Here is a 22,286-nt window from a genome sequence, read left to right as displayed (position 1 = left end):
TCAAAAGCTGTGAATCAGTGATTGTTTCATAGTTGGCGGTGCCTGTACATCCACAGGTGTAGGTGTCGACCCGAAGGCAGACGTGCAAGATGTCCCGGGGGGACGCCGCAAATTTCGGCGTCCGCCCGCAAGCCGATCCGGTGCCAAACGCGGACCAGCGGTTAAGCAAAACGATCCATGAATAGCCCGCTGGGATCAACAACGTCTGCGACGGCCCGTTGAAAGGCGTCCAGATCAACACCGTTATCCTGCAGAACGTTGGTTATCGCCGAACGAATTTGGTCGGGGGATGTGCCTTGGGAGGCTTCTGAAGTCAGGTCGTCGATGGTTTCCAAGATCTGACTGATCAATTGATCGGTGGATGATTCGTCGACACCAGCGACCAATAGCGCCGATTCTAACGAACGGGTGTCGCTGTCTTCATCGCTCGGCGGCGGTCCTGGCGGTCGATTCGGCCGGCTTGCGCCTGATGTTCGGCCGGAGCCCGACGCAGCGGAGGGGCCGTTGGCACGCATCGCTTCCCCGACCTTGGCTGAATCGATCCCGTTGGATTCCAAGACGTCTTCGATTGCGGATTGGACCGTTTGGTGATCCACAGAACCGGATGGTGAATCGGTTCGAAGCCCAGAGATGGCGTCGTCGATTTGTTGCAATACATCCGACGCCGTTGACTGGTCCACACCGACCGATTGCAAAGCTTCGGTCATCGCTTGTTTGCCATTGGGTGGGGGGCCGCCGGTGCGCGTATTTGCAGCGGAGGCATGAGGGGATAGCGACGAATTGGTGTTCGAAATATTCATGGATTCAAGCTTATGTTCCTGATCACGGAAAGACGGGTCGCGTAAGGTTGCGACCTTCAACGTGTCGGAGTTTAAGATCAGATTCTTCGTCGAAATCACACGCAAAAGAACGGAATTCAGGTCGCAATTTCTTATTCCATCGAACTTCTGAAAATTCTCAGAATGCGCGGCCCTTGACCGACAAACATGGCGCATTGCATTGGTGCCAACACATGTCGTGTTCGAACAAAGCTTCTTTGCATCTGTCGCATCTACGAGGAATTGACCATTGAAATGCTATCTGAATGCCTTTGCGATTTCTGGTCTTCTGGTGTTCCCTATCGTTGCATCTGCGCAGCCGCCGGGACGCGGTGGGCCTCCCGGGATGGGAGGGCCCGGGTTCCACAACGGTGGGCCAATGGAGATGCGTTCACAACCGTCGATCGAGGTGTTGGTTCTGTTGTTCGATCAGGCGGATTTGAATCGTGACGGATGCCTGACAAAATCAGAACTGACTCGGACGATGCAAAGTCGTAGCAATCCCTTGGCGATGGGCGGTGCGGCACGACGACCACCGCACATGCCACCCGAAGGGATGCGGCAAGACCGGCCGGGTGACGATGGGCCCATGATGCCATCTGGGCCGGCATCCAAGCCCGGCGAAGTGATGTCGGATGATGCGGCCGATTCGCTGGATTTGAATCCGAGACAAAGCCGCCAATTGAAGTTGTTGCAAGCGGAAGTGGATCGAAGGCTCGCTGCGATATTGACCGATGAACAGGAACTGTCGTTGAAGAACTATCGTCCCCTGCATCCGCCGGGTCAGCCGCCGCAAGGCGATGGTCCGCCACCGCCCCGCGATGACGAAGACTTGGACGCGGCGGATGACAACGCGGAAGCCGAACAAAACGACGTGCAAGAGGATTAGCCCGCAGTTGATCATCGCGTCATGGCACGGCATCGAACGGTTCGCGAACCGTTCTGGTAGGCTCTTGGGCCGATGACGTGCCGCCATTGGTTTCGTGGCGACGTTGTGTTACCTGTCTTCAATCATCAGATGTCAAATCCTACCGAGCGAGCCGTTTTTCTGCAGGCGATCGAGGAAGAAGATCCCGCGGATCGTCGTGCGTATTTGGATTCCGCCTGCGGTGATGATGCACAGTTGCGTCGCAACGTCGAAGCCCTGTTGCAGGCTCATGAAAACCCGGCTGATCTGTTGGATCACCCGATCGGTGCGGATCAACAACGTCCCGTTTTCAACACCGAAACCATCGTTCAGCACGTCGATCATATCGGCATGCAAATCGGTCCCTACAAATTGATGGAGCAAATTGGGGAAGGCGGTTTCGGTCTTGTCTTTGTGGCCGAACAGGATCAACCGGTTCGACGGCGCGTGGCGTTGAAGATCGTCAAACCAGGAGTCGGATCCAAAGAAGTCATTGCGCGTTTCGAAGCGGAACGGCAAGCGGTCGCGATGATGAATCATCCGAACATTGCACAGGTGTTCGATGCCGGGGTGACTGCCGATCATCGACCCTATTTCGTAATGGAACTCGTGCGTGGGTTACCCATCACGGATTTCTGTGACAAACAACATTTGACGGTGCGCGATCGTTTGAATCTGATGGTCGATGTTTGCTTGGCGGTGCATCACGCGCATCAAAAAGGGGTGATTCATCGCGACATCAAGCCATCCAATGTCATGGTGACGTTGCACGACGGTCGGCCGATTGCCAAAGTCATCGATTTTGGCGTCGCCAAAGCGATCGGCCAACGATTGACTGACAAGACCGTGTACACGCGGTTCTTTTCGATGATCGGAACGCCGTTGTACATGAGTCCCGAGCAAGCCGAGATGAGCGGATTGGATGTCGACACCCGCAGCGACATTTATTCACTTGGCGTTTTGTTGTACGAATTGTTGGCCGGTGCAACCCCGTTTGATCGTGGACGAATGGAATCCGCCGGACTGGATGAAATGCGCCGAATCATTCGCGAAGAAGAACCGCCGCGACCCAGCACGCGTCTTTCAACAATGAATCGTACGATGACGACGATCGCCGATCAGCGACGTGTTGATCCACAGCGGTTGGCATCGACCCTGCGTGGTGATCTGGATTGGATCGTCATGATGGCTTTGGAGAAAGATCGTGCCCGAAGGTACGACACCGCGTCATCGTTTGCCGAAGACGTTCGCAGGTACCTGCGTGGCGAATCGGTTCAAGCACGTCCACCCAGCACGATGTACCGCTTTCGAAAGTTTGCCAGTCGCAATCGTGTGGCCATTGTCACCGTGGGACTGGTGGCCGGATCGATGATCTTGGGAACGGCCGCCAGTTTGTGGCAGATGTCTCGCGCGATCGACGAACGTAACGCCAAAGACTTGGCTTTCCGTGAAGCCATGCAGGCAAAGGTCGAAGCGATTCAAGCAAAGCAACAGGTGGAACAGTTTGCCGAAGACTTGATTCGATCCAACGAATTGGTTGCCAGCGGTCAATCTCACGTGGATGCGGGACGTTGGCAGGAGGCGGTGGACGATTTCGACGCCGCAGTGGCGATGCAGCCGAGTTACTATTTTCCGCGAATCCAGCGGGCCCAGCTATACACGCGTTTGCGGTTATGGCCCGAAGCGGCGAAGGATTACCGGGTGGCGATGGAAACTGGTGCGGCGACCAATCAGCCGCAGTGGTGGGGAACGCCCGCCTTGTTTTGCCTGGTCGGATACGAGGACGCTTTCGAACGTTTGGCCCAGCAGAATTTGCGACGTCTGACAAAGAACTCGCTATCGGATTGGTTAACGCTTCGTGGTTTGTTGGTGCGTCCCGAATCCAGTGTGATCGAAGATTCCGACCAACTGGCGAACCTTGCCGAGCGATGGTTGCTGGAATTGGAATTTCCGATTCCACCGGAATTGCGAGGCCCCTTTGCCGCTCTTGGTCCTGAACGACCAAGAGACGAATTCGGCCGGATGCCGCTTGGCGACGACACACCGCTGACCGTTTGCCGGTACACGACCGGGATTGCCGAACTGCGGGCGGGACAGTTTTCGTTGGCCGTCGATTTGTTGAACGAAGCGAAGGACGATCAACAATGGCCGGCGCACTTCATCGTGCACGCACCGTTGGCGTTGGCCTATCACCACCAAGGTGATTCGACACAAGCGACTCAGACGCTGCAGCAATCCGAAAAGGCTTTGCGAAGGATTTTGAAACTTTATCAAAATCAACCCGATCGTCCGTCCGTATCACCCTGGTTCGATTTGGTGGAGGCGTTGGTGCTGCACGAAGAAGCCAGCGTGGCGATCACGGGATCGCCATCGGCGTTGCAATCCGAGGTGCAGCAGATGCGAAAGGTTGCATCGGATTTGCTGTGACTTGGTTCACTCCGGAAAGGCCGTTGAGCAAGGCCCGCACGGCCGATCTTTTTCGTGACGGTCAGACAACGACACGAAAATCCATGTCGCGAATATCGACGTCGCCGTCGGTGACCTGAACCTGAAGCGTTTCATTTCCGATCACGCTGTAGAGATCGGATGGCAACATCTGGATGGTGTAGGTTCCCGACTGATCGATCTCTGCAAAGCTGTAGTTGCCTCGATCGTCGGTGATCGCGACGTCGACGACGTTGCCATCGCTATCGAGCAACTGCAACGTTGCACCGGCCATCGGATCCAAATCGCCGTCGGTTTCCTTCCGGCGATCTTTTCGGTCGTCGTTTTGCCGCCGATCATTTCCCTGGTCACGGGCCAGCAGCTCCAGGTCCGCTTCGCTGATCGGTTCGGATTCATCGACAACGGCTTGCAGCGGATCGGTGGATTGCGAGGTCACGTCGCGGCTAGTGGATTCCGCCATCACGGTGCCGCTGATCTCCGGTGCAAAGAAAAACACGTTTTCCTGTAACGTCGTCAGTTCCGTGTTTCGATCGATGATGTCCGCCAGCGTTGTGTTTTCAACTTCCCGCAACTCTCTTCCGCTAAGCGTGTTCTGGTACCAGAAACGATCGCCGTCACGCAGTCGTTCGAATTGGTCGGCGATGATGGTCGTTGCGGTTTCGCCCAGTGATCCATCTTCGGTGGCGTCTTCAGCCAACAAGCCAACCCACAGGTCGATGTTGTCGACGCTGCCATACAGGGATTCCAAATTCGCCGCCAGAACGCTGTCGCTCGTGATGGCGTCAAAGGTGTCGACCGGTTCCAAGCCATACGCTTGGCGGACGGAGTTGTAGTCGGCCAGCCCATGGTCGCGGCCACGTTGGATGTTTAGCGAAACCAGGTCCAGACCGCCGGCACCGGGGGGGCCAAACAAGAAGTTTCGTAGGCTGTCGACCACTTCAAGATCGACTTCTTGTGAAAGTGTCGACGAAGCATATTTCAGTAAAGGCTCGATACCCGTTTCTTTCAGCACGCCAGGTTGGAAAAATGCATCGGCCAGGGAGATCGCTTCATCAATATCACTTCCGTCATCGCCGACCATGCGGAACGTGTCGTTCAGTGTGCTGTGCCCGAATCGAAAAGCCGCGGTCGAAAATTCATTGGCGATGGACGGGTCGACATCGGCGTTGTAGCCGACGTATTGATCAACCGCATCGTTGCCCAACAATGCGGGCAGAAACTCGTTGTAGGTGATCGATTGCAATTCAGCGATCACCGTCGCCCGTGCTTCTTGATAAATCTGTTCGTCGGTCAAGGTCGGATCGCTGGCGGAAATTTCGTCCGCCAATCGGTTGTGTTCCCGGACAAACAGGGCATGCATCGATGTCAGCATGATGTTTTCGGCGGCGCGAATGTCTCCCGCCAGAATGCCACCGTTTTCGTCGCTGGGAAGCAATCCGTCGTCGGTGATCAATAGCCGACCGCCGACGAATTCACGCAGGGAATCCGCAGTCGTTTGATCGCTGCCATAGATTTGTGAACCATCAATCCACGCGGTGATCGCGTTGACTTGTTCGGCCGGATTTTCGGTGGACGTTCCCGTTCCATCGGCAAATTCGGATCGAGTCAGGTGAATCGTTGCTTCACCGGTGCCGAGCGGATCAAATAAAGGATCGCCCGTGGGCACTTGGATGTCAAAGGCGGTGCCGTCGGTCTCCGGTTCCAGTGACAGATCAATGTCATGATCTAAGAATTGTCCCCAAGCGAAAACAAAGGAGCTGAGATCACGGTCGCTGGTGGTGCCTTCGGGATCCGCGGCGGAAAGCGTGTTGCTGATCTCGCGTGCGCTCGGGCGGTCCTCGCCGGCGGGCTGTGAAATTCCGTCGGCATAATCGGCTTCGGAAACCCGAAGCAATTCTGTGTCCGCAGCCCCCAGATCAGGGTTTTCCAGATTGTTTCCGGTCCCGTCGATCGACTGGACCTCCGTGGTGGTTAAGGGATCTTCGTCAGGCGTTTCGGTCGGCGGGTCGGCGACGGGAGCTTGATCGTCTCTATCTGGTCGCGATTGGTTGCGCTCGCGATTCAAACGATTGATTACCAGAAGAGCGTCGTGAGCCGTGTCGCGGCCATCGTTATTCACGTCGGTCATACGCCCGCGACCCCGCGGCTCGTTGTCGGCATCGGCACTGGACTGTCGCCGATTCATTTGGTTGATGATGGTCAACGCATCGATCGCCGTGACTTGTCCGTCCTCATTGACGTCCTCGGGGATGGCTTGGTTATGGAACAGATTGGCGGCCAGAAGACGTCGAGATTCCAACGCTTCGCTGCGCATCTTTCGGCGTCGCGTCTTGCGTCGACGCGGAACGTTTGTGTTGGGGCGGAGACGGCGAATCCAGCGATTCCAAAGGTCTGACATCACGGCACCTTTGCGGAGTGGACAGAGAAGCGGAGGAGGGGGAAAAGCGGTGGTTCAGCAACGGCTTGGATGCTTCATTGCTCTACCTTTAGGTGCGACATGTGCGACAGAATGTCACGCTTGAGCGGAAAAACCGTCCCTAGCTAGCGGAACTTTTCCTTGCGGGTGGGGTTGGGGTGTCCCCGCAAGTTCAGAAAACTTGGCCCGGTTGCCGGTCAAATGTCGCATGGAATTCCACACCAAACCGTTCGATTGATCCGCCGCTTTGTGGTCTTTTCCGATGCGCTGTCTGCCTAGCACCGATGCCGAATCATCCGCCCGATCCGATGCCGTTGGCCAAAGGATCGCCCAGGCCCGTCAGGGGAACATCCAGATGTTGGGTCAGCTGCTGCAGCGGTATCAGCACTTCTTGTCGGTTCAAGCATCGGCTCAGCTGCACGGACGTTTGCGGCGGCGGGTCAGCGATTCGGATTTGGTCCAAGAAACCATGTTGGCCGCGCACCGTGACTTTCATCGCTTTCGCGGAACCACCGAAGGCGAACTGTTGGCATGGTTGCGACAGATCTTGAATCATTGTCTGAACCACGCTGTTGAAAAAAACGTGTTCGCACAAAAGCGGGACGTTCGTCGCGAAGTGTCCCTGGATGCATTGGCCACACGATCGAGTGACAGTGTGATGCGGTTGTCGCACATCGCAACGGATCGTGCGGCATCACCCAGCGAAGTCATGCAGAAACAGGAATTGGCGGACGATCTATCCAGACAGCTTGGAAAGCTTAAGGACAACTATCGTGACGTCATTGTCTTTCGAAACCTGCAAGGAATGTCGTTCGAAGAAATCGGACAACGCATGAATGTGAAGTCTGGGACGGCCCGAATGATGTGGGTCCGTGCCATTGCAAAGTTCAAAGAAATCGCCACGCCCACGTCATCGTCGTTTTGAGTTCTTCTTCGTCCTTGTTTGGTGGTCGGGCACGCCTTTCGCTACACGTATTCTGTTCGGAATCATGATGAATCGATTCGCTCTTGTTCTGGCCATCTTCGCCACTTGGTCACTGTCGGCGCTCTCGGACGACTGGCCAGAGTTCTTGGGGCCCGGTGGGGCTGCACACAGCAGTGACACCGTACCCAGTGAGTGGAGCGAGTCCCAGAATCTGAAATGGAAGGTCGATCTGCCCGGCATCGGATCGTCCAGCCCGATCATTGTCGGCGATCAAATCTTGGTCACCTGTTATGTGTCACAGCAGGACGTTTCCAAGCGTCAACTCCTGGCTTTCGACAAAACGACCGGACGTCAGAACTGGTCGTTAGATTTCCCTATCGACTATCGTGAAGACCCGTATCAGGGATACATCACCGAACATGGATACGCCAGCAACACACCGGTGACCGACGGAACCAACGTGTACGTCTTCTTTGGCAAAGGCGGTGTGCATTCAGTCACGTTGGACGGAAAACGAAACTGGAGTGTCGATGTCGGAAAAGAATCCAGCAATCGGCAATGGGGATCCGCAGCCAGTTTGATCCTGTTTGAAGACAGCGTGATCGTGAACGCGGCAGAGGAAGCGGTGTCGATCATTTCGCTGGACAAAGCCACGGGAAAAGAAAACTGGCGTCAAGAAGCCGGCATGCTGGAACTGACCTACGGGACACCACGAATCGTCCATTTGGATAGTGGCGACAGTGAATTGGTGATCAGTGTTCCGGGAGAGATCTGGTCGATGAACCCGGTCACCGGAAAGCTGAAATGGTACGCGCAGTCGCCGATGACAGGAAACGTCTCACCGTCGGTGATCGTTGATGGTGAAACGGTCTACAGTTTTGGTGGTTATCGTGCGTCGGGAAGCATCGCGGTTGCCGCCGGTGGAAAGGACGACGTGACGGATTCCAAGGTGTTATGGACCAATCGTTCCAGTTCCTATGTCGCGACACCGTTGTTACATCAGGGGCGGTTTTATTGGATCGATGATCGTGGCATTGCGTATTGCACATCCGCCGATGACGGCGAAGTGATTTATCGCGAGCGTGTCGGGACACTGAAAAGCGGACGGCCCGTTTACGCATCACCATTGCTGATCGGCGATCGGATCTACGTGGTGACGCGTCGCAGCGGAACACTGGTCTACGAACCCGGTGATTCCTTTGATCCAATCGCGCAGAACGTTTTCGACGGTGACGAGTCGGATTTCAATGCGACGCCGGCCGTTTCCGATGGGCACCTCTATTTGCGTAGCGATCAATCACTGTATTGCGTCGCCGAATCATGATCGGCTGCCTGTGATGAATGACTTTCACGGCGAATCGGACGTCGCGGAATGGTCCTTTTCAGGATCGACCGCAATCCACCGCAGATCGCGAAATTTTGGATCGGGTCCGGACCATCGCTGGCCGATCGTACGGCTATTTAGGTCCGAACCACGCGAGGGCTTTAAACGAAGGGTGTCGGTCAGCATCAGCTGGTGAATTCCCTGCCAATCGGTCAGCGAATCACCGGCCAAGTTGCGGAAGTCGTTCACATCGACGACCACGGTTTGCCAGCCGCTAGACCCCTGAAGTTCGACTGATGCGGCATATTCGTCGATCGCCAAGACCAGCGTGTTGGGCCGTTGGGTTTGCACATCGACAGTCAACCTGGCGTTTGGTGGCGCATGATAGATGGATGCATAGACTTGGTTGGTGCGGCGGGCCCAGTGGTCGGGTTGATAGGTAAACCAACGCTTTTGCCAATCGCCACCAAAGTCTTCAAGCAGTCGGGTGGGATGAAGGCTGGGGCGGACACCGGCGGCGACCAACCGGCTTTTGGATACCGACAACATCAACGATGAAACATTGAATCGGTCCGTCGTGTATTCGCGGTAGTAATAGCCGGCGCCTGTGACCGAATGGGGAAGGTCGTAGGTGACGTTGGCGAACACCCACAACGGCCCGTCATCGGATGGTTGTGGCAATTCGGCGTGCCACTGTTGACCATCGGTTGCAGCGGGTGCGTGGAACCAGTAACGGTGAACGGTGTGGTCGCGATCGGCCGAGGTTTCGTGTTCTTTGCCTTGACGTGTGTAGTACACATCCACCGATCGGATGGGTAACGAATCGTCGGCATCGACATGGACAACCGGGACGCCATCGTTGGTGTTCAGCACTAACGATGTTGTTGGGCTTTGCGGCCACGCAAAGCGGTGCTGCAGATGCTGGTCGAACCAAAGCATCGATGCGACTTCGAATGGCGGTGTGTCCTGGTGGTTGTGATGTGGCGAACAAGTGACTCGCCACTGCTTCGATTGGATCTCTTGGATTGCTTTGGGGAGATCACCGATTCGTCCGTGAAAATCGTTCGCAGGGCTGAGGAAGATGATCGGACAATCGATGTGCTTCAGGCTGGTGTTGTCGCCAAGGGTTGATCGGAAAATCGGGTGATCATTGTCACGGTCGCTGATGCCGCCGCACGAGGGTGCCGCCGCCTTGACACGTGGATCGGAAGCAACCATCACGGTCAGCTTGCCGCCCATGGAGTGCCCATAGACGCCCAGGCGATCGGGATCGACTTGTTCCTGTTGTTGCAGGAATGTCAACGCACGTCGTGCCGCCATCGCACACAAAAACCAGCCGCTATTTCGAGGCGAATCGACACGGTCGATGGTCCATGCATCCGGACGAACGTTCGGAAAACTGTTGCCTTGGTTACGCGTGGGGGCGTGATAGCCGTCAACGGCACCCCAGTCGGTGGTTGGTCGATAATCGGGGTGATCGACATCGTCGTTCCAGAAAAGTTGAACTTCGTCCGGACCGACCCGGTAATCCGGGGCGGAAATCCGTCCCGCCCAGGCAATCGAGAGTGTCGCGTATCCTCGTTTGGCATTCAGCAGACAGGGTAAGTGATGGGCGTATTGTCCGCCGCCGTGAATCTGTACCAAGCCGGGCAGATTGGTTCCCTGTTTGGGGACTCCATACACCGCAGCGATTTTGGACTCCTGCCCCTTGAAAACACCCACACGAAAACGGACGACTTTTAGATCAACCCCGTCTTGCTCCCACGAATGCAAGACTTCGACGTCCAGCGGTTCGAATTCCGGGTCAAAGTCGGCCCAAAGTTCTTCGAAACTTGCGGGAGCCTGTCCTCCGGTCGCCGCCGGCAGCGTGTCTGCAAGGGTGACGTTGACGCTGCAAAGGAGGTAAAGCATGCCCCATTTTGATAAACAGTTGATGTGCTGGCGGTTCGGCAACATGGGCATCTGCAATTAAGGGGCGTCACGGGCGAACGCAGTGTCGGAAAAGTTTCCGGACGCATCCGAGGCGTATTTGACGTCGGGATAGCTGACCAAGAAGTGGTTTTCGTCGATCAAGTTAAACACATAGTGCGTCGCAGATGCCGGCAACGCGGCAACGACACGGTTGCCGACAATGTTTGCTGCGATCCGATACCACTCTTCATCACGATGGCCACCGTTGTCGGTGTAGATCAGGTCAGCGTGAACGACCTTGGCGCCGTTTTCACGAAACGTGGCCCAGACCTGTTGATCTTTGCGTCCATGTCGAAGCGGGGTGGGGACCTGTTGTCGGTTGGGAAGCTTTCGTGCCGACTTGGCATTCAGCATCGGCGCATCGGCGTCATGCTGTTCCAACAGTTGGTCCAACTGCTGGTGAAGATCTTCAGCGATCTCTGGCAATCGAATCGCAAGGTTCTCGGACTCTTCGATATCCACTCGATGTCCCTGGTCGTCGTACAAGCGATAGAGCTCTAGGCAATCGGATTGCCCCTGCAGGTAAGGTTCCCAATTCCGTATCAGTTTGTAGCCGCCGACACGCATCGTGGACTGCATCGACGAATGTGGGAAATGCCAGAACATGCGGTCCCGCGGTTGACCGTCGGCGCCTTTGATGGCGTCAGGATCAGGTGGATTCAACGTGAGAAACCGAGACAGATCCGATCCATCCAAATGTTGGGACTCGGGGCGATCAACGCCGGTCCAAGACAGGATGGTTGGATAGAAATCCAGGCCGTTGACCATGGCCTGTGTTTGCGTACCCGCTGCAATCCCGGGGCCGCAGATGATCAGGGGGACACGAACGCCGCCTTCTTTCGCATTGATTTTTCCTTTGTCCAGGGGATAGTTGTCGGTAATGACTTCACCAGGATGGCGTTCCATTCCGCCATTGTCCGAAGTGAAAATGATGTAGGTGTTTTCGATCAGTTTGTGTCCTGGTCGACGCGGATCATCGATTGCCGAAAGATGGTTCACTGTCTTACCGACGTAATAGTCCAGCATTTCGACCATCGCCGCGTAGTAGGGATTGTTTTGGCCCTGGACATCCCAAACGGTCGGATCCGTCGGGTAGGGCACCTTCATTTTGCGGCAGTACTTTTCCAATAGATGTTGCGCCCGCGTGTGGATGGGGGCATGGACTAGCCAGTTCGCCTGATACAAGAAAAAGGGACGATCTTTGGCTTGGTCGATGAACTCAATCGCGTCGACCGAGTTTTGGTGATAGGGGAATCCATTCTTGTCCAGTCGGTACGGATCGTCGGGATCATCCGTTGCGAAATCGGTCAGACGATTGGGACGCTGGGGCCGCGTCACTCCACGATCGGATCGCGTGTATTCAAAACCTTGGTCTTCGGGTTGCGGAAACGAGTTGTGGTTGATCGCGACATGCCATTTGCCGACGTGGCCAGTGACATAGCCGGCGGATTGCAAGGCTTCGGCAATCGTGATTTCACTCAATCGCATGCGTCCACTGTACCAAGGCGATATCAGGGGCGAATTCTTGGTGTGCGGCGACGGTGGCGCACCGCCCACGACATGAGTCTTTTGAAGTCTTGCAGGGTGCCGACCCGAAAGAATCGCCGCGCGTGACGGTGCACAGGTTGGGGCGGGTGAATAGGCTTGCCAAAATTGGACGCCTCGGTCCGCAAGCCGGTCGATGTTGGGCGTTTCATAGGGGCACGGATCATCAATGTCATAGCATCCGACGTCTTGCCATCCCAAATCATCCACCAGAATCAAAACCACGTTGGGACGCGGTGTCGGTGGATCGGCCATTGAATTGTTCAGGCACAAAGCGCCGACGAACCAGCATGCCGATAGGAAAGCGAATCGAGTGTTCATGCCAAATGATCGTCTGCCCTGGGATCTGCAGTCCCGGGAAAGCGTGATGCGGGTGGGATCGGACGATGGTCAGGGCTTCTTCAGCACCAACGACAGGGGTTGTTGTTGCCGGATGATCCCGACGCGATGTTGTCGGCGTTGTTTCCACGCTTGGGACTTAACCGATGCTTGGAAATTGGGGACGGAAGCCTCATCGACCTTCAGCACAATGTCGTCTCGGGTCAGCCCGGCTGTGGCCGCGGGACTGCCGGGCTTCACCGCCAAAACCAACCACGAATCGTCTTCCGCAGAAACGCCGAACGCGGAGAACTCTTGTCCTGTCAGTTTGCGAATCTTCGCTCCGTACCACTGGACCAGCGATGCTTGCGACGCAGCCTTGGGGCTATCGGATCTTGGCGTCGCCAAACTGTCGCGGATTTGTAGACGAGGAATTTCGGGCGTCAAAGCGATTCGTTTCAACGATTCCTTTTTGACACCGAACTGGTCCATGGGGAAGTTTTCAAAACCGATCGAAAAAGCAGGCGATCCGGGTTGAACGCGAAAATCACCGGATGCCGGATCGACAAATTGCGGGTCGGCGACGATGGAATTCAGATCCCAACCGAATGATTGATAGCGATCCTTCATCGACGGTGTTCGTGAAAAATACAAATTGTCGTCGATACGTTTGCCGCGAGCCGAAAGGGTCGGCGTTCGCGCACCGCGGTGCGCGGCCATGAAGATGTTGGCGTACACTTCGTCGCCGCTGTCGTTGTACCAGACGTGCGGATGGAAGCCGTTGTTGATGGCGATGTTGTTGTGGGCGCGCCGCCAAAAGCCTTCGCGGAATTTCAACCCACCTGAGAGCATCAAGTTGTTATAGATGTCGTAGTTGGAGGAACCATCGTCCAGGTCAATGTCCCAGCCATGATCACACCGCCAGCGACTGTTACAGATGACGGTCGTTTCGACCGCGTCCAGGAACGGCAGGTCAGGTTCGGCGTCGACGAATTTTTGTGACTCGGACCGGTCTTTGTGCCAGTAGCGATCCCGGCCCCAGGAATTGAACGATCCATGGTCATGCGTTTCTTGCACCGTGTCGAACACATCGCAACGTTCGATTCGATGTCCACCCCAACAACCGTCTCCGATATTAATGCCGGCTCGGGCACAGTCGTAGATTGAACAATCGGAAATGCGTATTCGTCTGGCCATCGCGATTTGCACGCCGGCCGGTTGACGCTCCACGCGACCGATACCGTGAATCAAACAGTTTTCCACAGCGCAGTCGGCGGGATAGTTGTCCGTTTTGGGGCCGGGGGTACGGTCGATCTTGGCCAAGTCGTTCGTTTGGCCGTATCCGAACAGCGGATCACGTACGGCATCGGGGTCGCCCACAAAGCAAACCCCGCTGGCACCCGTATCGTGAATGTGACAGCCACGAATCACCAATCGTCGGTTGTAGTGATTCGCAAAGATCGCGTTACCGCCGACTTGATCAAATTCCGAATCCAGGATCTGAACCGATTCCGTTCCGGTCAACGTTACCGCGCCGCCACGATAGATGGCCCAATCGCTGCGAAGCAGCGGTTCGCTGGTTTCCATGAACGTGCGTGCGGCATGGCGGAAAGTAAATCCGGAAAGCGTGATGTCATGAACCGGCTGGTCTTGTGTGCCCGTGAATTCAATCAAATGCCGCAGACGCACCACTTCGACCGTTGCCGACGAAAGGTCTGTGTCACCGCTGGGGATGAAGTACAAACGCTGTTGGTCGGCATCGTGATACCATTCACCGGGATCGTCCAGTTCTTCAAAGACATTTTCGATCATCCGGTATTCTTTGTGCATTCCCGACGGCCGGTTGTTTTGCCAACCGCCTTCATACACGACAACGCCGTCGGCATTTTTTCCCGTCACCCGATAGTGATAGCCACCCCAACGAGACCGGTGCATGGCGTGGATATAGGCGCCGGTTGGATCGTTCCAACCGGCCGCACGTTGTTCGGAAAACGCATCGGCCGAGAAGCCCTGATACGCAGCCGTTTTCTTGGCGGCGTCATAGTTCGGGTAGCGCGCCATGCGTTGATTGACACCGTCGACAAATAGCTGATCGATGACCAATCCCGGTGGCGTGTCGGCATGAAAGATTCCGTCGCGACCGGATTGCCAGTCCAAGTCCAACTGCATGCCGCCGCTGATGATTGCCCCGTGTTCGGACTGGGCAACGAAGCGAACCGGGTGATCGACCGAACCTGAATCCTCGGGGCCAAAGACAAGGGTTTCAGCCAGATAGTAGGTCCCATCGGCCACGTGAACCGTCACGTTTTCCTGCCCGGCTTCGGTTCGCACCAGTTCCTGTGCGCGCCGCAGTGTGGCGACCGGCGAAGATGCATCACCCGTGTTGGAATCGTTTCCGCCGGGGCTGACATAGATGTCGGTTGCGTTGGTCCATCCGGCATCGAACGAAACGCTGATCAGCAGAATGGTGACAAGCCAGGCGGTGCGAATCAAAGGCATGGCAGATTTCGTCGTTGGGGCAGGAGACAGGCGTGGGATGCCAAAGATCGTTTGCTTTGGCAGTGTGCAGCGGTGCAGAAACGCAGCCACAGCGGTTCCAACGCATCAATGGGTGGGAGGCAGGGGGATGTTTCAGTCTGTTAGGTCGGCACCGACGCAGCAACAGTGGACTACGCCATCGGGTTAATGTTTTGCGACGAACCGTTGTGGACCATCGATTGGCCGGAATCGTTTGACGCAAATCCAGGGTGTGGCCAATTGTCACTTTGTGATTGGAATCGCCACGCCGGTTCAACAGTGTCGTGGATTGTTACTGTCGTGTCGCAGCCCGCCATTGCTTGGTCGGTCGTAGAATTTAGGCTCGTCGTCCGACCTGGCCCGCCGACCATGTGATTCATGACGCGGGCCTGCGCCGGCAGGTAACTCCGAAGTCACCGCGTGTGACGGTTTCGCGCCATCCCCAGATTCGACATGTCTCGCCAAGTATCCCCCACCGTCTTTCAAGAACCGCTTCCTGCGATCGGCATCCGTCCCACCATCGATGGTCGGCTGGGCGGGGTGCGTGAATCGTTGGAAGATCAAACGATGAATTTGGCCAACAGTGTGGCCGAACTTATCTCGTCCAAGCTTCACTATCCCACCGGTGATCCGGTCCGGTGCGTCGTCGCCGAATCGTGCATCGGTGGCGTTCGCGAAGCGGCCGCATGTGAACAGTATTTCCAGCAACAGAACGTCGGCGTTTCTTTGACGGTCACGCCGTGTTGGTGCTACGGATCGGAAACGATGGACATGGATCCGTTGCGTCCCAAAGCGGTCTTCGGATTCAACGGAACCGAGAGGCCCGGCGCGGTCTATCTGGCCGCGGTTCTGGCCGGACACACGCAAAAGGGCATTCCGGCTTTTGGAATCTATGGTCGCGACGTGCAGTCGGCCGGTGACACGGAATTGCCCGACGACGTCCGCAACAAAATCCTTGGCTTTGCACAGTGCGGCTTGGCCGTGGCGCTGATGCGTGGCAAAGCCTACTTGTCGATGGGCGGAACATCGATGGGAATCGCCGGGTCGGTCGTCAACCACGAGTTCTGGGAAAAGTGGTTGGGCATGCGGGTCGAAGACATCGACATGACCGAGTTTGTCGGTCGAATGCAAAAGGGACAGTACGACGCCCAGGAATTCGAAACCGCGCTGGCTTGGGTCAAAGAGAAGTGTCCTGAAGGCGAAGACTACAACACGCCTGAAACCCGGCGCAGTCGCGAGCAGTTGGATAGTGAATGGGCCGATAGTGTGAAGATGTCTCTGATCGCTCGAGACCTGATGGTGGGCAATCCAAAGCTGGCTGATCAAGGTTTGGGCGAACAGTCGCATGGTCACCAAGCCATCGCAGCCGGATTCCAAGGTCAGCGTCAATGGACCGATCATTTTCCCAACGGCGATTTCCTGGAAGCGATCCTCAATACGTCGTTTGATTGGAACGGCAAACGCGCGCCTTACATCGTGGCAACCGAAAACGATGCCTTGAACGCCGCGACCATGTTGTTCGGCCATTTGCTGACCAACACCGCCCAGATCTTTGCCGACCTGCGAACCTACTGGAGCCCCGATGCGGTGGCCGCCGCTTGCGACGGTTACCAATTGGACGGTGCGGCCCAAGACGGATTGTTGCACCTGATCAATTCGGGGCCTGCCGCTTTGGATGGTACCGGCCAGCAGACTGGATCCGATGGCCGGCCGACGATGAAACCGTTCTGGGAAATCACTGACGACGAAGTCAGGGATTGCCTGGGCGTCACCACCTGGCACCCCTCGGTGACGGAGTACTTCCCGGGCGGTGGAATGAGCACTCGGTTCAAGACCAAGGGTGGGATGCCGGCGACCATGACGCGCATCAATCTTGTCGATGGAATGGGGCCGGCGCTGCAGATTGCTGAAGGCAGCACGGTGGAACTTCCCGACGCGGTTCACGACAAGCTGGATCAACGGACCAACCCGACTTGGCCGACGACGTGGTTTGCACCGCGATTGAACCAACGGGGCGCGTTCACATCGACTTATGAAGTGATGAACCACTGGGGGGCCAATCACTGCGTCATGACCGCCGGGCACGTCGGGCATTTGTTCATCACGCTGGCGTCGATTCTGCGGATCCCGGTCTACATGCACAACGTTGAACCGGAGCGGGTCTTTCGGCCGAGTGCTTGGAACCTATTCGGTACCGACAACTTGGAATCAGCCGATTTTCGCGCCTGCCAGAATTTCGGACCGATGTATGGTCGCCGCTGAGCCGGCATCGATGTCAAACGCAGCACCGTTGTTGTCCAAGCTTGAAGGGAAGTCCCATGCGAAACTTTGTCCTGTTGTTGGTCGCCGTTTTGACCGTTGCGGCCCAGAACGCCACTGTCCAAGGCCAACAGGCGATGGATCAGATGTGGGGCGAATCGGTAGTGAAGCTTCGTGCCGAAAACGCCCGCCGGGGGCAACTGTTCGACGAAGGCAACTATGCGATGTTCATTCATTGGGGACTGTACTCGATGTTGGGTAATCAGGTCGACGGAAAGACCTATTACGGCATCGGTGAATGGATCATGAACCCACGCATGGCCGGTATTCCCGTCGACGAGTACAAGCAATTGGCCAAGCGGTTCAATCCGGTGGACTTTGATGCCAAAAAGATCGTCGCCATCGCCAAAGACGCGGGGATGAAATACATCGTGATCACCGCGAAGCATCACGACGGCTTTGCGATGTACGATTCGGATGTCTGTGATTTCAACATCGCCGATGCGACCCCTTGGAACCGTGATCCGATGGGGGAACTGGCCGATGCGTGCCGTGACGCGGGACTGGGAATCGGCTTTTACTACTCGCATAACCAGGATTGGACGTTCCCCGGCGGTGGCAACGGTCCCAAAGTGGACGATCAGGGCAAACCGGCAACCTTTGACGACTATTTCGCGAACAAGTGCTTACCGCAAGTCAATGAAATCACGACCAAGTACGGTCCGATCGAATTGGTATGGTTCGATACTCCTGGGAAGATGCCCAAAAAGTACGTCCAGCAACTCGTGGAACTGGTCCACAAAAACCAGCCGAACGCTTTGGTGTCCGGTCGCGCCGGACACGGTCTAGGCGATTACCAAACGCTGGGCGACATGGAGGTCCCGCAGGAGAACGTTCCCGGGATGTGGGAAAGTGTCGATACCACCAACGATTCCTGGGCCTACGCATGGTATGACGAAAACTGGAAATCTCCCAAGGAGATTTTGAAGCGATTGGTCGCATGTGTCGGTCGCGGTGGCACCTACATGCTGAACATCGGCCCCAAAGGCGATGGCAGCGTGCCTGGCCGGGCGGTCGCATCCCTGAAAGCGGCGGGCGACTGGATCCATCGTTATCCACAAGTGATCTACGGGACCGATGCATCTCCGTGGCAGCATGCGTTGCCTTGGGGTGATGTGACCCGCAAGGACAACACCCTGTTCTTGTGTGTGTTCCGCTGGCCCGATGACGGACGCTTGTATGTCCCGAATCTGATGACGTCGATTCAATCGGCCCGGTTGCTCGGTGCAGAGTCTTCCGACTCGCTGCCGTTTCGAAGCGAGCAGGATTGGGCGGTCATCGAATTACCACCACGTCCGGTCGATCCTTTGGTGTCAGTGATTCAGCTGGATTTGGAATCACCGCCGGAAGTGGATCCGATTTGGGCCATCGACCCGGTACAAGGCACCGAAGTTTTGGCAGAGTTTGCCGAAGCCGATCATGCGGTGAAGGAGAAGCGTCGCTGGATGGAAAAGTTTGGCGAATGGAAGGGCGTCGTTCACGTCCATGATTTTGATGGCGACGGTCGGGCCGTCTGGAAACTGGATGTACATCGCGCCGGCACCTACCAAGTCGATTTGGTCTACTCCGGAACGGGACGGTTGGTATGGCAGGTGGGCATCGACGGTGGCGAAAGAATCCAGAATCAACAGAACGCGTCGCACAACTACCAAGCATTTCCGATCGGTTGGTTATCGTTTCCAGACCCGGGAACCTATTCAGTGTTCGCCCGCTGCATCGACGGTGATGTGGAATCGGCCAGTCTGAAATCCATCCAATTCGATCCCGTTGAACTGATGAACGATGCAAATCAAGAGTAAGACCGAGATGAGAAATTCAACGTTCGCCTGTTTGTGTCTATTCGCTGTTACATCTTTGCTGACCTCGGCACCCGCGGTTGCCGAAAACCCGAGTTCCGATCGGGATCAACGCATGGCGTGGTGGCGCGAAGCCAAGTTTGGCATGTTCGTCCACTGGGGTGTCTATTCGGTGACCGGCGGACGCTATCGCGGCGAAGAATTGCCCAACAGCGCCGAATGGATGATGAACCGAGGCAAGATCCCGATTGCCGAATACGAACAGTATGCGGCTCGATTCAACCCGACTGAATTTGACGCTGCGCAGTTCGTCGGCTTGGCCAAGGAAGCGGGGATGAAGTACCTGATCATCACCGCCAAGCATCATGACGGGTTTGCGATGTTTGATTCGCACGTCAATCCGTTCAACGTGGTCGACGCGACCCCCTTTGGTCGCGACATCATGAAAGAGTTGGCCGAAGAATGTCAGCGGCAAGATATCCGCTTCGGTTTCTACTATTCGCAAGCGCAAGACTGGCACCATCCCGGTGGTTTCGGGAACAACTGGGACAAGGACCTTCAGCGGGTCAGTAGCGATATCTATGTGCGTGAAAAAGCTGTTCCGGAGGTCCGGCAACTGCTGACCGAATATGGGCCGATCGGAATCTTTTGGTGGGACACGCCTCGGAAAATGAGTCGCGAATCGTTCGACAGCCTACATTCATTGACGCGATTACAGCCCAACGTCGTCACCAACGATCGACTGGGCGAGGATTATCCGGGTGACTACAAGACATTCGAACGTCACATTCCTGACACGCCGCCGGCGGATCAAGACTGGGAAGTCTGCATGCCCATCAGTGGCAGTTGGGGCTACAAAGCAATCGACCAGGATTTCAAGTCATCCGAGACGCTGATCCGCAACCTGATCGACATCGCCAGCAAGGGCGGAAACTATTTGTTGAACGTCAGTCCGACCGGACGTGGCGACTTGTTGCCCCAAGCGGTCGAAAGGCTGAAACGAATCGGTCAATGGATGAAGGTGAATCGGGAGTCGATCGAAGGTACCCAAGCCAGTCCGTTGTCGGATTTGACATGGGGACGGTGCACCATGAAGACGACCGGCGAAACCACGCGTCTGTTTCTGCACGTCTTTGACTGGCCGGATGATCCGGTGCTGACGGTTCCCGAGTTGAAGAACAACGTTCGCGAAGCCCGTTTGCTGGCCGACGGTCGGACGCTCATGGCCGAAAACACGGACAAGGGCGTGTCAGTATCCCTGCCGATGGAGGCACCCGACGACATTGCATCGGTGATCGTGTTGGAAGTGGAGGGCGAACTGAAGATCGAGAAGCGTTTGCCGCACCCGGATGAAAACGGAAGGCTGACGCTGAACGCCCGTGACGCCTATATCCACAACAACGAAGGTGCACGCCAGGCGGGGATCCGATACCACGACGACCTACCGCATATCGGGTACTGGCACGATCGACAGGCTTGGCTGGAATGGAACGTCGAATTGGATCATCCGGCAACGTTCCGGGTTCGTGCCGAATTGTCGGTCGAGCAACCCCAGACTCGATTCATCGTCACGGCACCAGGCGAATCGCTTCACGCTATCGCGTCGTCGACGGGAGGCTATGGCAACTATGCGGAGGTCGATCTGGGGATGATGACGATTTCGGACTCAGGCAAGATTCGAATCACTTTGCGACCCGATGTGGACCATTGGAATCCGATGAATCTGCGCCAGGTCGAACTGACCGAAGTGAAGCAACCCTAGCAAGCGTCGCCATCGATTGTTTTGCGTTCCGCCCGCCTTGTTGATCACCCATCAAAGAACGAGAGTCTGTTCGATGTGTTCACAAAAGTTCAATCGTCGACAAGCCCTTCAGGCGGCCTTTGCCGCGTCAACGCTTTCCTTGGTCGATCGCTGCACGGCGGACGAAACGTCTGCGGATCCGCCTTCCTACTTGGCTGGCATGAAGGCCGCTTACGCAAAGGACCCACGCGGTGCGGCGATTGAGTGGTTTGAATCCGCCAAATTTGGTCTGTTTCTGCACTACGGCTTGTACTCACTGTTGGGCCGAGGCGAATGGGTTCAGATCAATGAAAAAATTCGTGTCGCCGACTACGCGAAACTGGCGGATCGTTTTACGGCGGAAAAATTCGATGCCGACTTCATCACCGATTTGGCGCTCGATGCGGAAATGAAGTACATCAACATCACGACTCGTCACCACGACAGCTTTTGCCTGTTTGATTCGAAGTACACGGAATTTAAGAGCACCAACACACCGGCCAAGCGTGATTTGGTAGCGGAGTTGGCCGTGCAATGCCAAGCGAAAGGGTTGGCGTTCTTTTTGTACTATTCGCATGGTCGCGACTGGCGGCATCCCCACGCGCCCAACAACTGGGGTTGGGGTGGTTCCGCGCGACCCAAGTACGATCCGCCGGAGACGCATTATGTGCAAGGCAAAACGCATGATCTTCAGATCTACGTCGAATTCATGAAGAACCAGATTACCGAATTGTTGACCAATTACGGACCGATCGCGGGGATTTGGTTGGACGGCATCGGGGTTCCCAAGTCGCGGCAAAACAAGATCGATCAGTTTAAGACCCAGGAACTGTACGAACACATCTGGTCGCTGCAGCCGCAAGTGTTGGTGTCGTATAAGCAAGGGCTGTTGGGAAACGAGGACTTCAAAGCGCCCGAGCGAAACTGGAAGGGCGAATCCGATGTTCCGCTGGAGTTGTGTGACACGTTGCAGCCGCACGGATGGGGCTATAAGGAAAGCGACAACGGCAAGCACAAGTCGGCTGACCAAGTGATGCAGATGCTGGACAAAGCATCACAGATTCCGGCCAACCTGTTGCTGAACACCGGGCCTTTGCCCGACGGATCGATTCATCCCGACGATGTTGCCACCTTGCGCGAAGTCGGTCGACGGCTGCGCTGATCCAAGCATCCGCACTGTCCCCGTCGCGCGGTGTTAACTTGCT

The 22,286-nt window shown here is 56.1% G+C and carries 13 protein-coding genes; 8 read left to right on the top strand and 5 right to left on the bottom strand.

Annotated features, from left to right (window positions below; all coding sequences use genetic code 11):
- Window positions 1-161 precede the first annotated feature (161 nt).
- Entirely contained in the window at window positions 162-800 is a 639-nt protein-coding gene (locus tag HFP54_RS07275; RefSeq protein WP_168564570.1) for a hypothetical protein, read from the bottom strand.
- 397 nt (window positions 801-1,197) lie between these two features.
- On the opposite strand from HFP54_RS07275, the gene HFP54_RS07270 reads away from it, so the two are divergent.
- Both HFP54_RS07270 and HFP54_RS07265 read left to right on the top strand, forming a co-directional pair.
- Window positions 1,198-1,707: an EF-hand domain-containing protein gene (locus tag HFP54_RS07270; protein WP_206036033.1), complete on the top strand. Its 510-nt coding sequence runs from the start codon at window positions 1,198-1,200 to the stop codon at window positions 1,705-1,707.
- Between the two features lie 129 nt (window positions 1,708-1,836).
- Window positions 1,837-4,152: a serine/threonine protein kinase gene (locus HFP54_RS07265; RefSeq protein WP_168564568.1), complete on the top strand. Its 2,316-nt coding sequence runs from the start codon at window positions 1,837-1,839 to the stop codon at window positions 4,150-4,152.
- 61 nt (window positions 4,153-4,213) lie between these two features.
- Here HFP54_RS07265 and HFP54_RS07260 read toward each other — a convergent pair whose 3' ends face one another.
- Window positions 4,214-6,568 (bottom strand): peroxidase family protein, encoded by a 2,355-nt coding sequence (locus tag HFP54_RS07260; protein ID WP_168564567.1) that lies wholly within the window; start codon window positions 6,566-6,568, stop codon window positions 4,214-4,216.
- Between the two features lie 280 nt (window positions 6,569-6,848).
- Between HFP54_RS07260 and HFP54_RS07255 the strand changes: the two genes are divergently transcribed.
- Together HFP54_RS07255 and HFP54_RS07250 are read left to right on the top strand one after the other, a co-directional pair.
- Window positions 6,849-7,511, top strand: coding sequence for a sigma-70 family RNA polymerase sigma factor (locus HFP54_RS07255; protein ID WP_146410343.1), 663 nt, complete (start codon window positions 6,849-6,851; stop codon window positions 7,509-7,511).
- A gap of 67 nt (window positions 7,512-7,578) precedes the next feature.
- Window positions 7,579-8,835 (top strand): BamB-related PQQ repeat family beta-propellar protein, encoded by a 1,257-nt coding sequence (locus tag HFP54_RS07250; RefSeq protein WP_168564745.1) that lies wholly within the window; start codon window positions 7,579-7,581, stop codon window positions 8,833-8,835.
- Between the two features lie 24 nt (window positions 8,836-8,859).
- On the opposite strand, the gene HFP54_RS07245 is transcribed toward HFP54_RS07250, so the two are convergent.
- The 3 genes from HFP54_RS07245 to HFP54_RS07235 form a co-directional block, all read right to left on the bottom strand.
- Window positions 8,860-10,746 (bottom strand): dienelactone hydrolase family protein, encoded by a 1,887-nt coding sequence (locus tag HFP54_RS07245; RefSeq protein WP_235951320.1) that lies wholly within the window; start codon window positions 10,744-10,746, stop codon window positions 8,860-8,862.
- A 57-nt stretch (window positions 10,747-10,803) separates the two neighbouring features.
- Entirely contained in the window at window positions 10,804-12,606 is a 1,803-nt protein-coding gene (locus HFP54_RS07240) for a sulfatase (protein WP_390656872.1), read from the bottom strand.
- A gap of 135 nt (window positions 12,607-12,741) precedes the next feature.
- Window positions 12,742-15,168, bottom strand: a complete 2,427-nt coding sequence (locus HFP54_RS07235; RefSeq protein ID WP_168564564.1) for a right-handed parallel beta-helix repeat-containing protein — start codon at window positions 15,166-15,168, stop codon at window positions 12,742-12,744.
- A gap of 471 nt (window positions 15,169-15,639) precedes the next feature.
- Here HFP54_RS07235 and HFP54_RS07230 point away from each other — a divergent pair, with 471 nt between their 5' ends.
- From HFP54_RS07230 to HFP54_RS07215, 4 genes are all read left to right on the top strand, one after another.
- Window positions 15,640-17,448 carry an L-fucose isomerase gene (locus HFP54_RS07230; protein ID WP_168564563.1) on the top strand — a complete coding sequence of 603 codons (1,809 nt, stop codon included), beginning with the start codon at window positions 15,640-15,642 and terminating at the stop codon, window positions 17,446-17,448.
- Window positions 17,449-17,504: 56 nt separating this feature from the next.
- Entirely contained in the window at window positions 17,505-19,304 is a 1,800-nt protein-coding gene (locus tag HFP54_RS07225; RefSeq protein ID WP_235951318.1) for an alpha-L-fucosidase, read from the top strand.
- A 7-nt stretch (window positions 19,305-19,311) separates the two neighbouring features.
- A complete protein-coding gene (locus HFP54_RS07220; RefSeq protein ID WP_168564562.1) occupies window positions 19,312-21,063 on the top strand; it encodes an alpha-L-fucosidase in 1,752 nt (583 codons plus the stop codon).
- Window positions 21,064-21,136: 73 nt separating this feature from the next.
- Window positions 21,137-22,243, top strand: a complete 1,107-nt coding sequence (locus tag HFP54_RS07215) for an alpha-L-fucosidase (RefSeq protein ID WP_168564561.1) — start codon at window positions 21,137-21,139, stop codon at window positions 22,241-22,243.
- Window positions 22,244-22,286: the final 43 nt, after the last annotated feature.

The sequence above is a fragment of the Crateriforma spongiae genome (genome assembly GCF_012290005.1).
Classification (GTDB): Bacteria; Planctomycetota; Planctomycetia; order Pirellulales; family Pirellulaceae; genus Crateriforma; species Crateriforma spongiae.
Note: the sequence above shows the minus strand (reverse complement) of the source record. Positions and strands in the feature narration are given on the sequence as shown.

What these genes read in the sequence shown, in the direction of transcription:
- HFP54_RS07275 (WP_168564570.1), bottom strand. Translation starts at nt 800, where the DNA reads ATGAATATTTCGAACACCAATTCGTCGCTATCCCCTCATGCCTCCGCT.
- HFP54_RS07270 (WP_206036033.1), top strand. Translation starts at nt 1,198, where the DNA reads ATGGAGATGCGTTCACAACCGTCGATCGAGGTGTTGGTTCTGTTGTTC.
- HFP54_RS07265 (WP_168564568.1), top strand. Translation starts at nt 1,837, where the DNA reads ATGTCAAATCCTACCGAGCGAGCCGTTTTTCTGCAGGCGATCGAGGAA.
- HFP54_RS07260 (WP_168564567.1), bottom strand. Translation starts at nt 6,568, where the DNA reads ATGTCAGACCTTTGGAATCGCTGGATTCGCCGTCTCCGCCCCAACACA.
- HFP54_RS07255 (WP_146410343.1), top strand. Translation starts at nt 6,849, where the DNA reads ATGCGCTGTCTGCCTAGCACCGATGCCGAATCATCCGCCCGATCCGAT.
- HFP54_RS07250 (WP_168564745.1), top strand. Translation starts at nt 7,579, where the DNA reads ATGAATCGATTCGCTCTTGTTCTGGCCATCTTCGCCACTTGGTCACTG.
- HFP54_RS07245 (WP_235951320.1), bottom strand. Translation starts at nt 10,746, where the DNA reads ATGCTTTACCTCCTTTGCAGCGTCAACGTCACCCTTGCAGACACGCTG.
- HFP54_RS07240 (WP_390656872.1), bottom strand. Translation starts at nt 12,606, where the DNA reads ATGGCCGATCCACCGACACCGCGTCCCAACGTGGTTTTGATTCTGGTG.
- HFP54_RS07235 (WP_168564564.1), bottom strand. Translation starts at nt 15,168, where the DNA reads ATGCCTTTGATTCGCACCGCCTGGCTTGTCACCATTCTGCTGATCAGC.
- HFP54_RS07230 (WP_168564563.1), top strand. Translation starts at nt 15,640, where the DNA reads ATGTCTCGCCAAGTATCCCCCACCGTCTTTCAAGAACCGCTTCCTGCG.
- HFP54_RS07225 (WP_235951318.1), top strand. Translation starts at nt 17,505, where the DNA reads ATGCGAAACTTTGTCCTGTTGTTGGTCGCCGTTTTGACCGTTGCGGCC.
- HFP54_RS07220 (WP_168564562.1), top strand. Translation starts at nt 19,312, where the DNA reads ATGAGAAATTCAACGTTCGCCTGTTTGTGTCTATTCGCTGTTACATCT.
- HFP54_RS07215 (WP_168564561.1), top strand. Translation starts at nt 21,137, where the DNA reads ATGTGTTCACAAAAGTTCAATCGTCGACAAGCCCTTCAGGCGGCCTTT.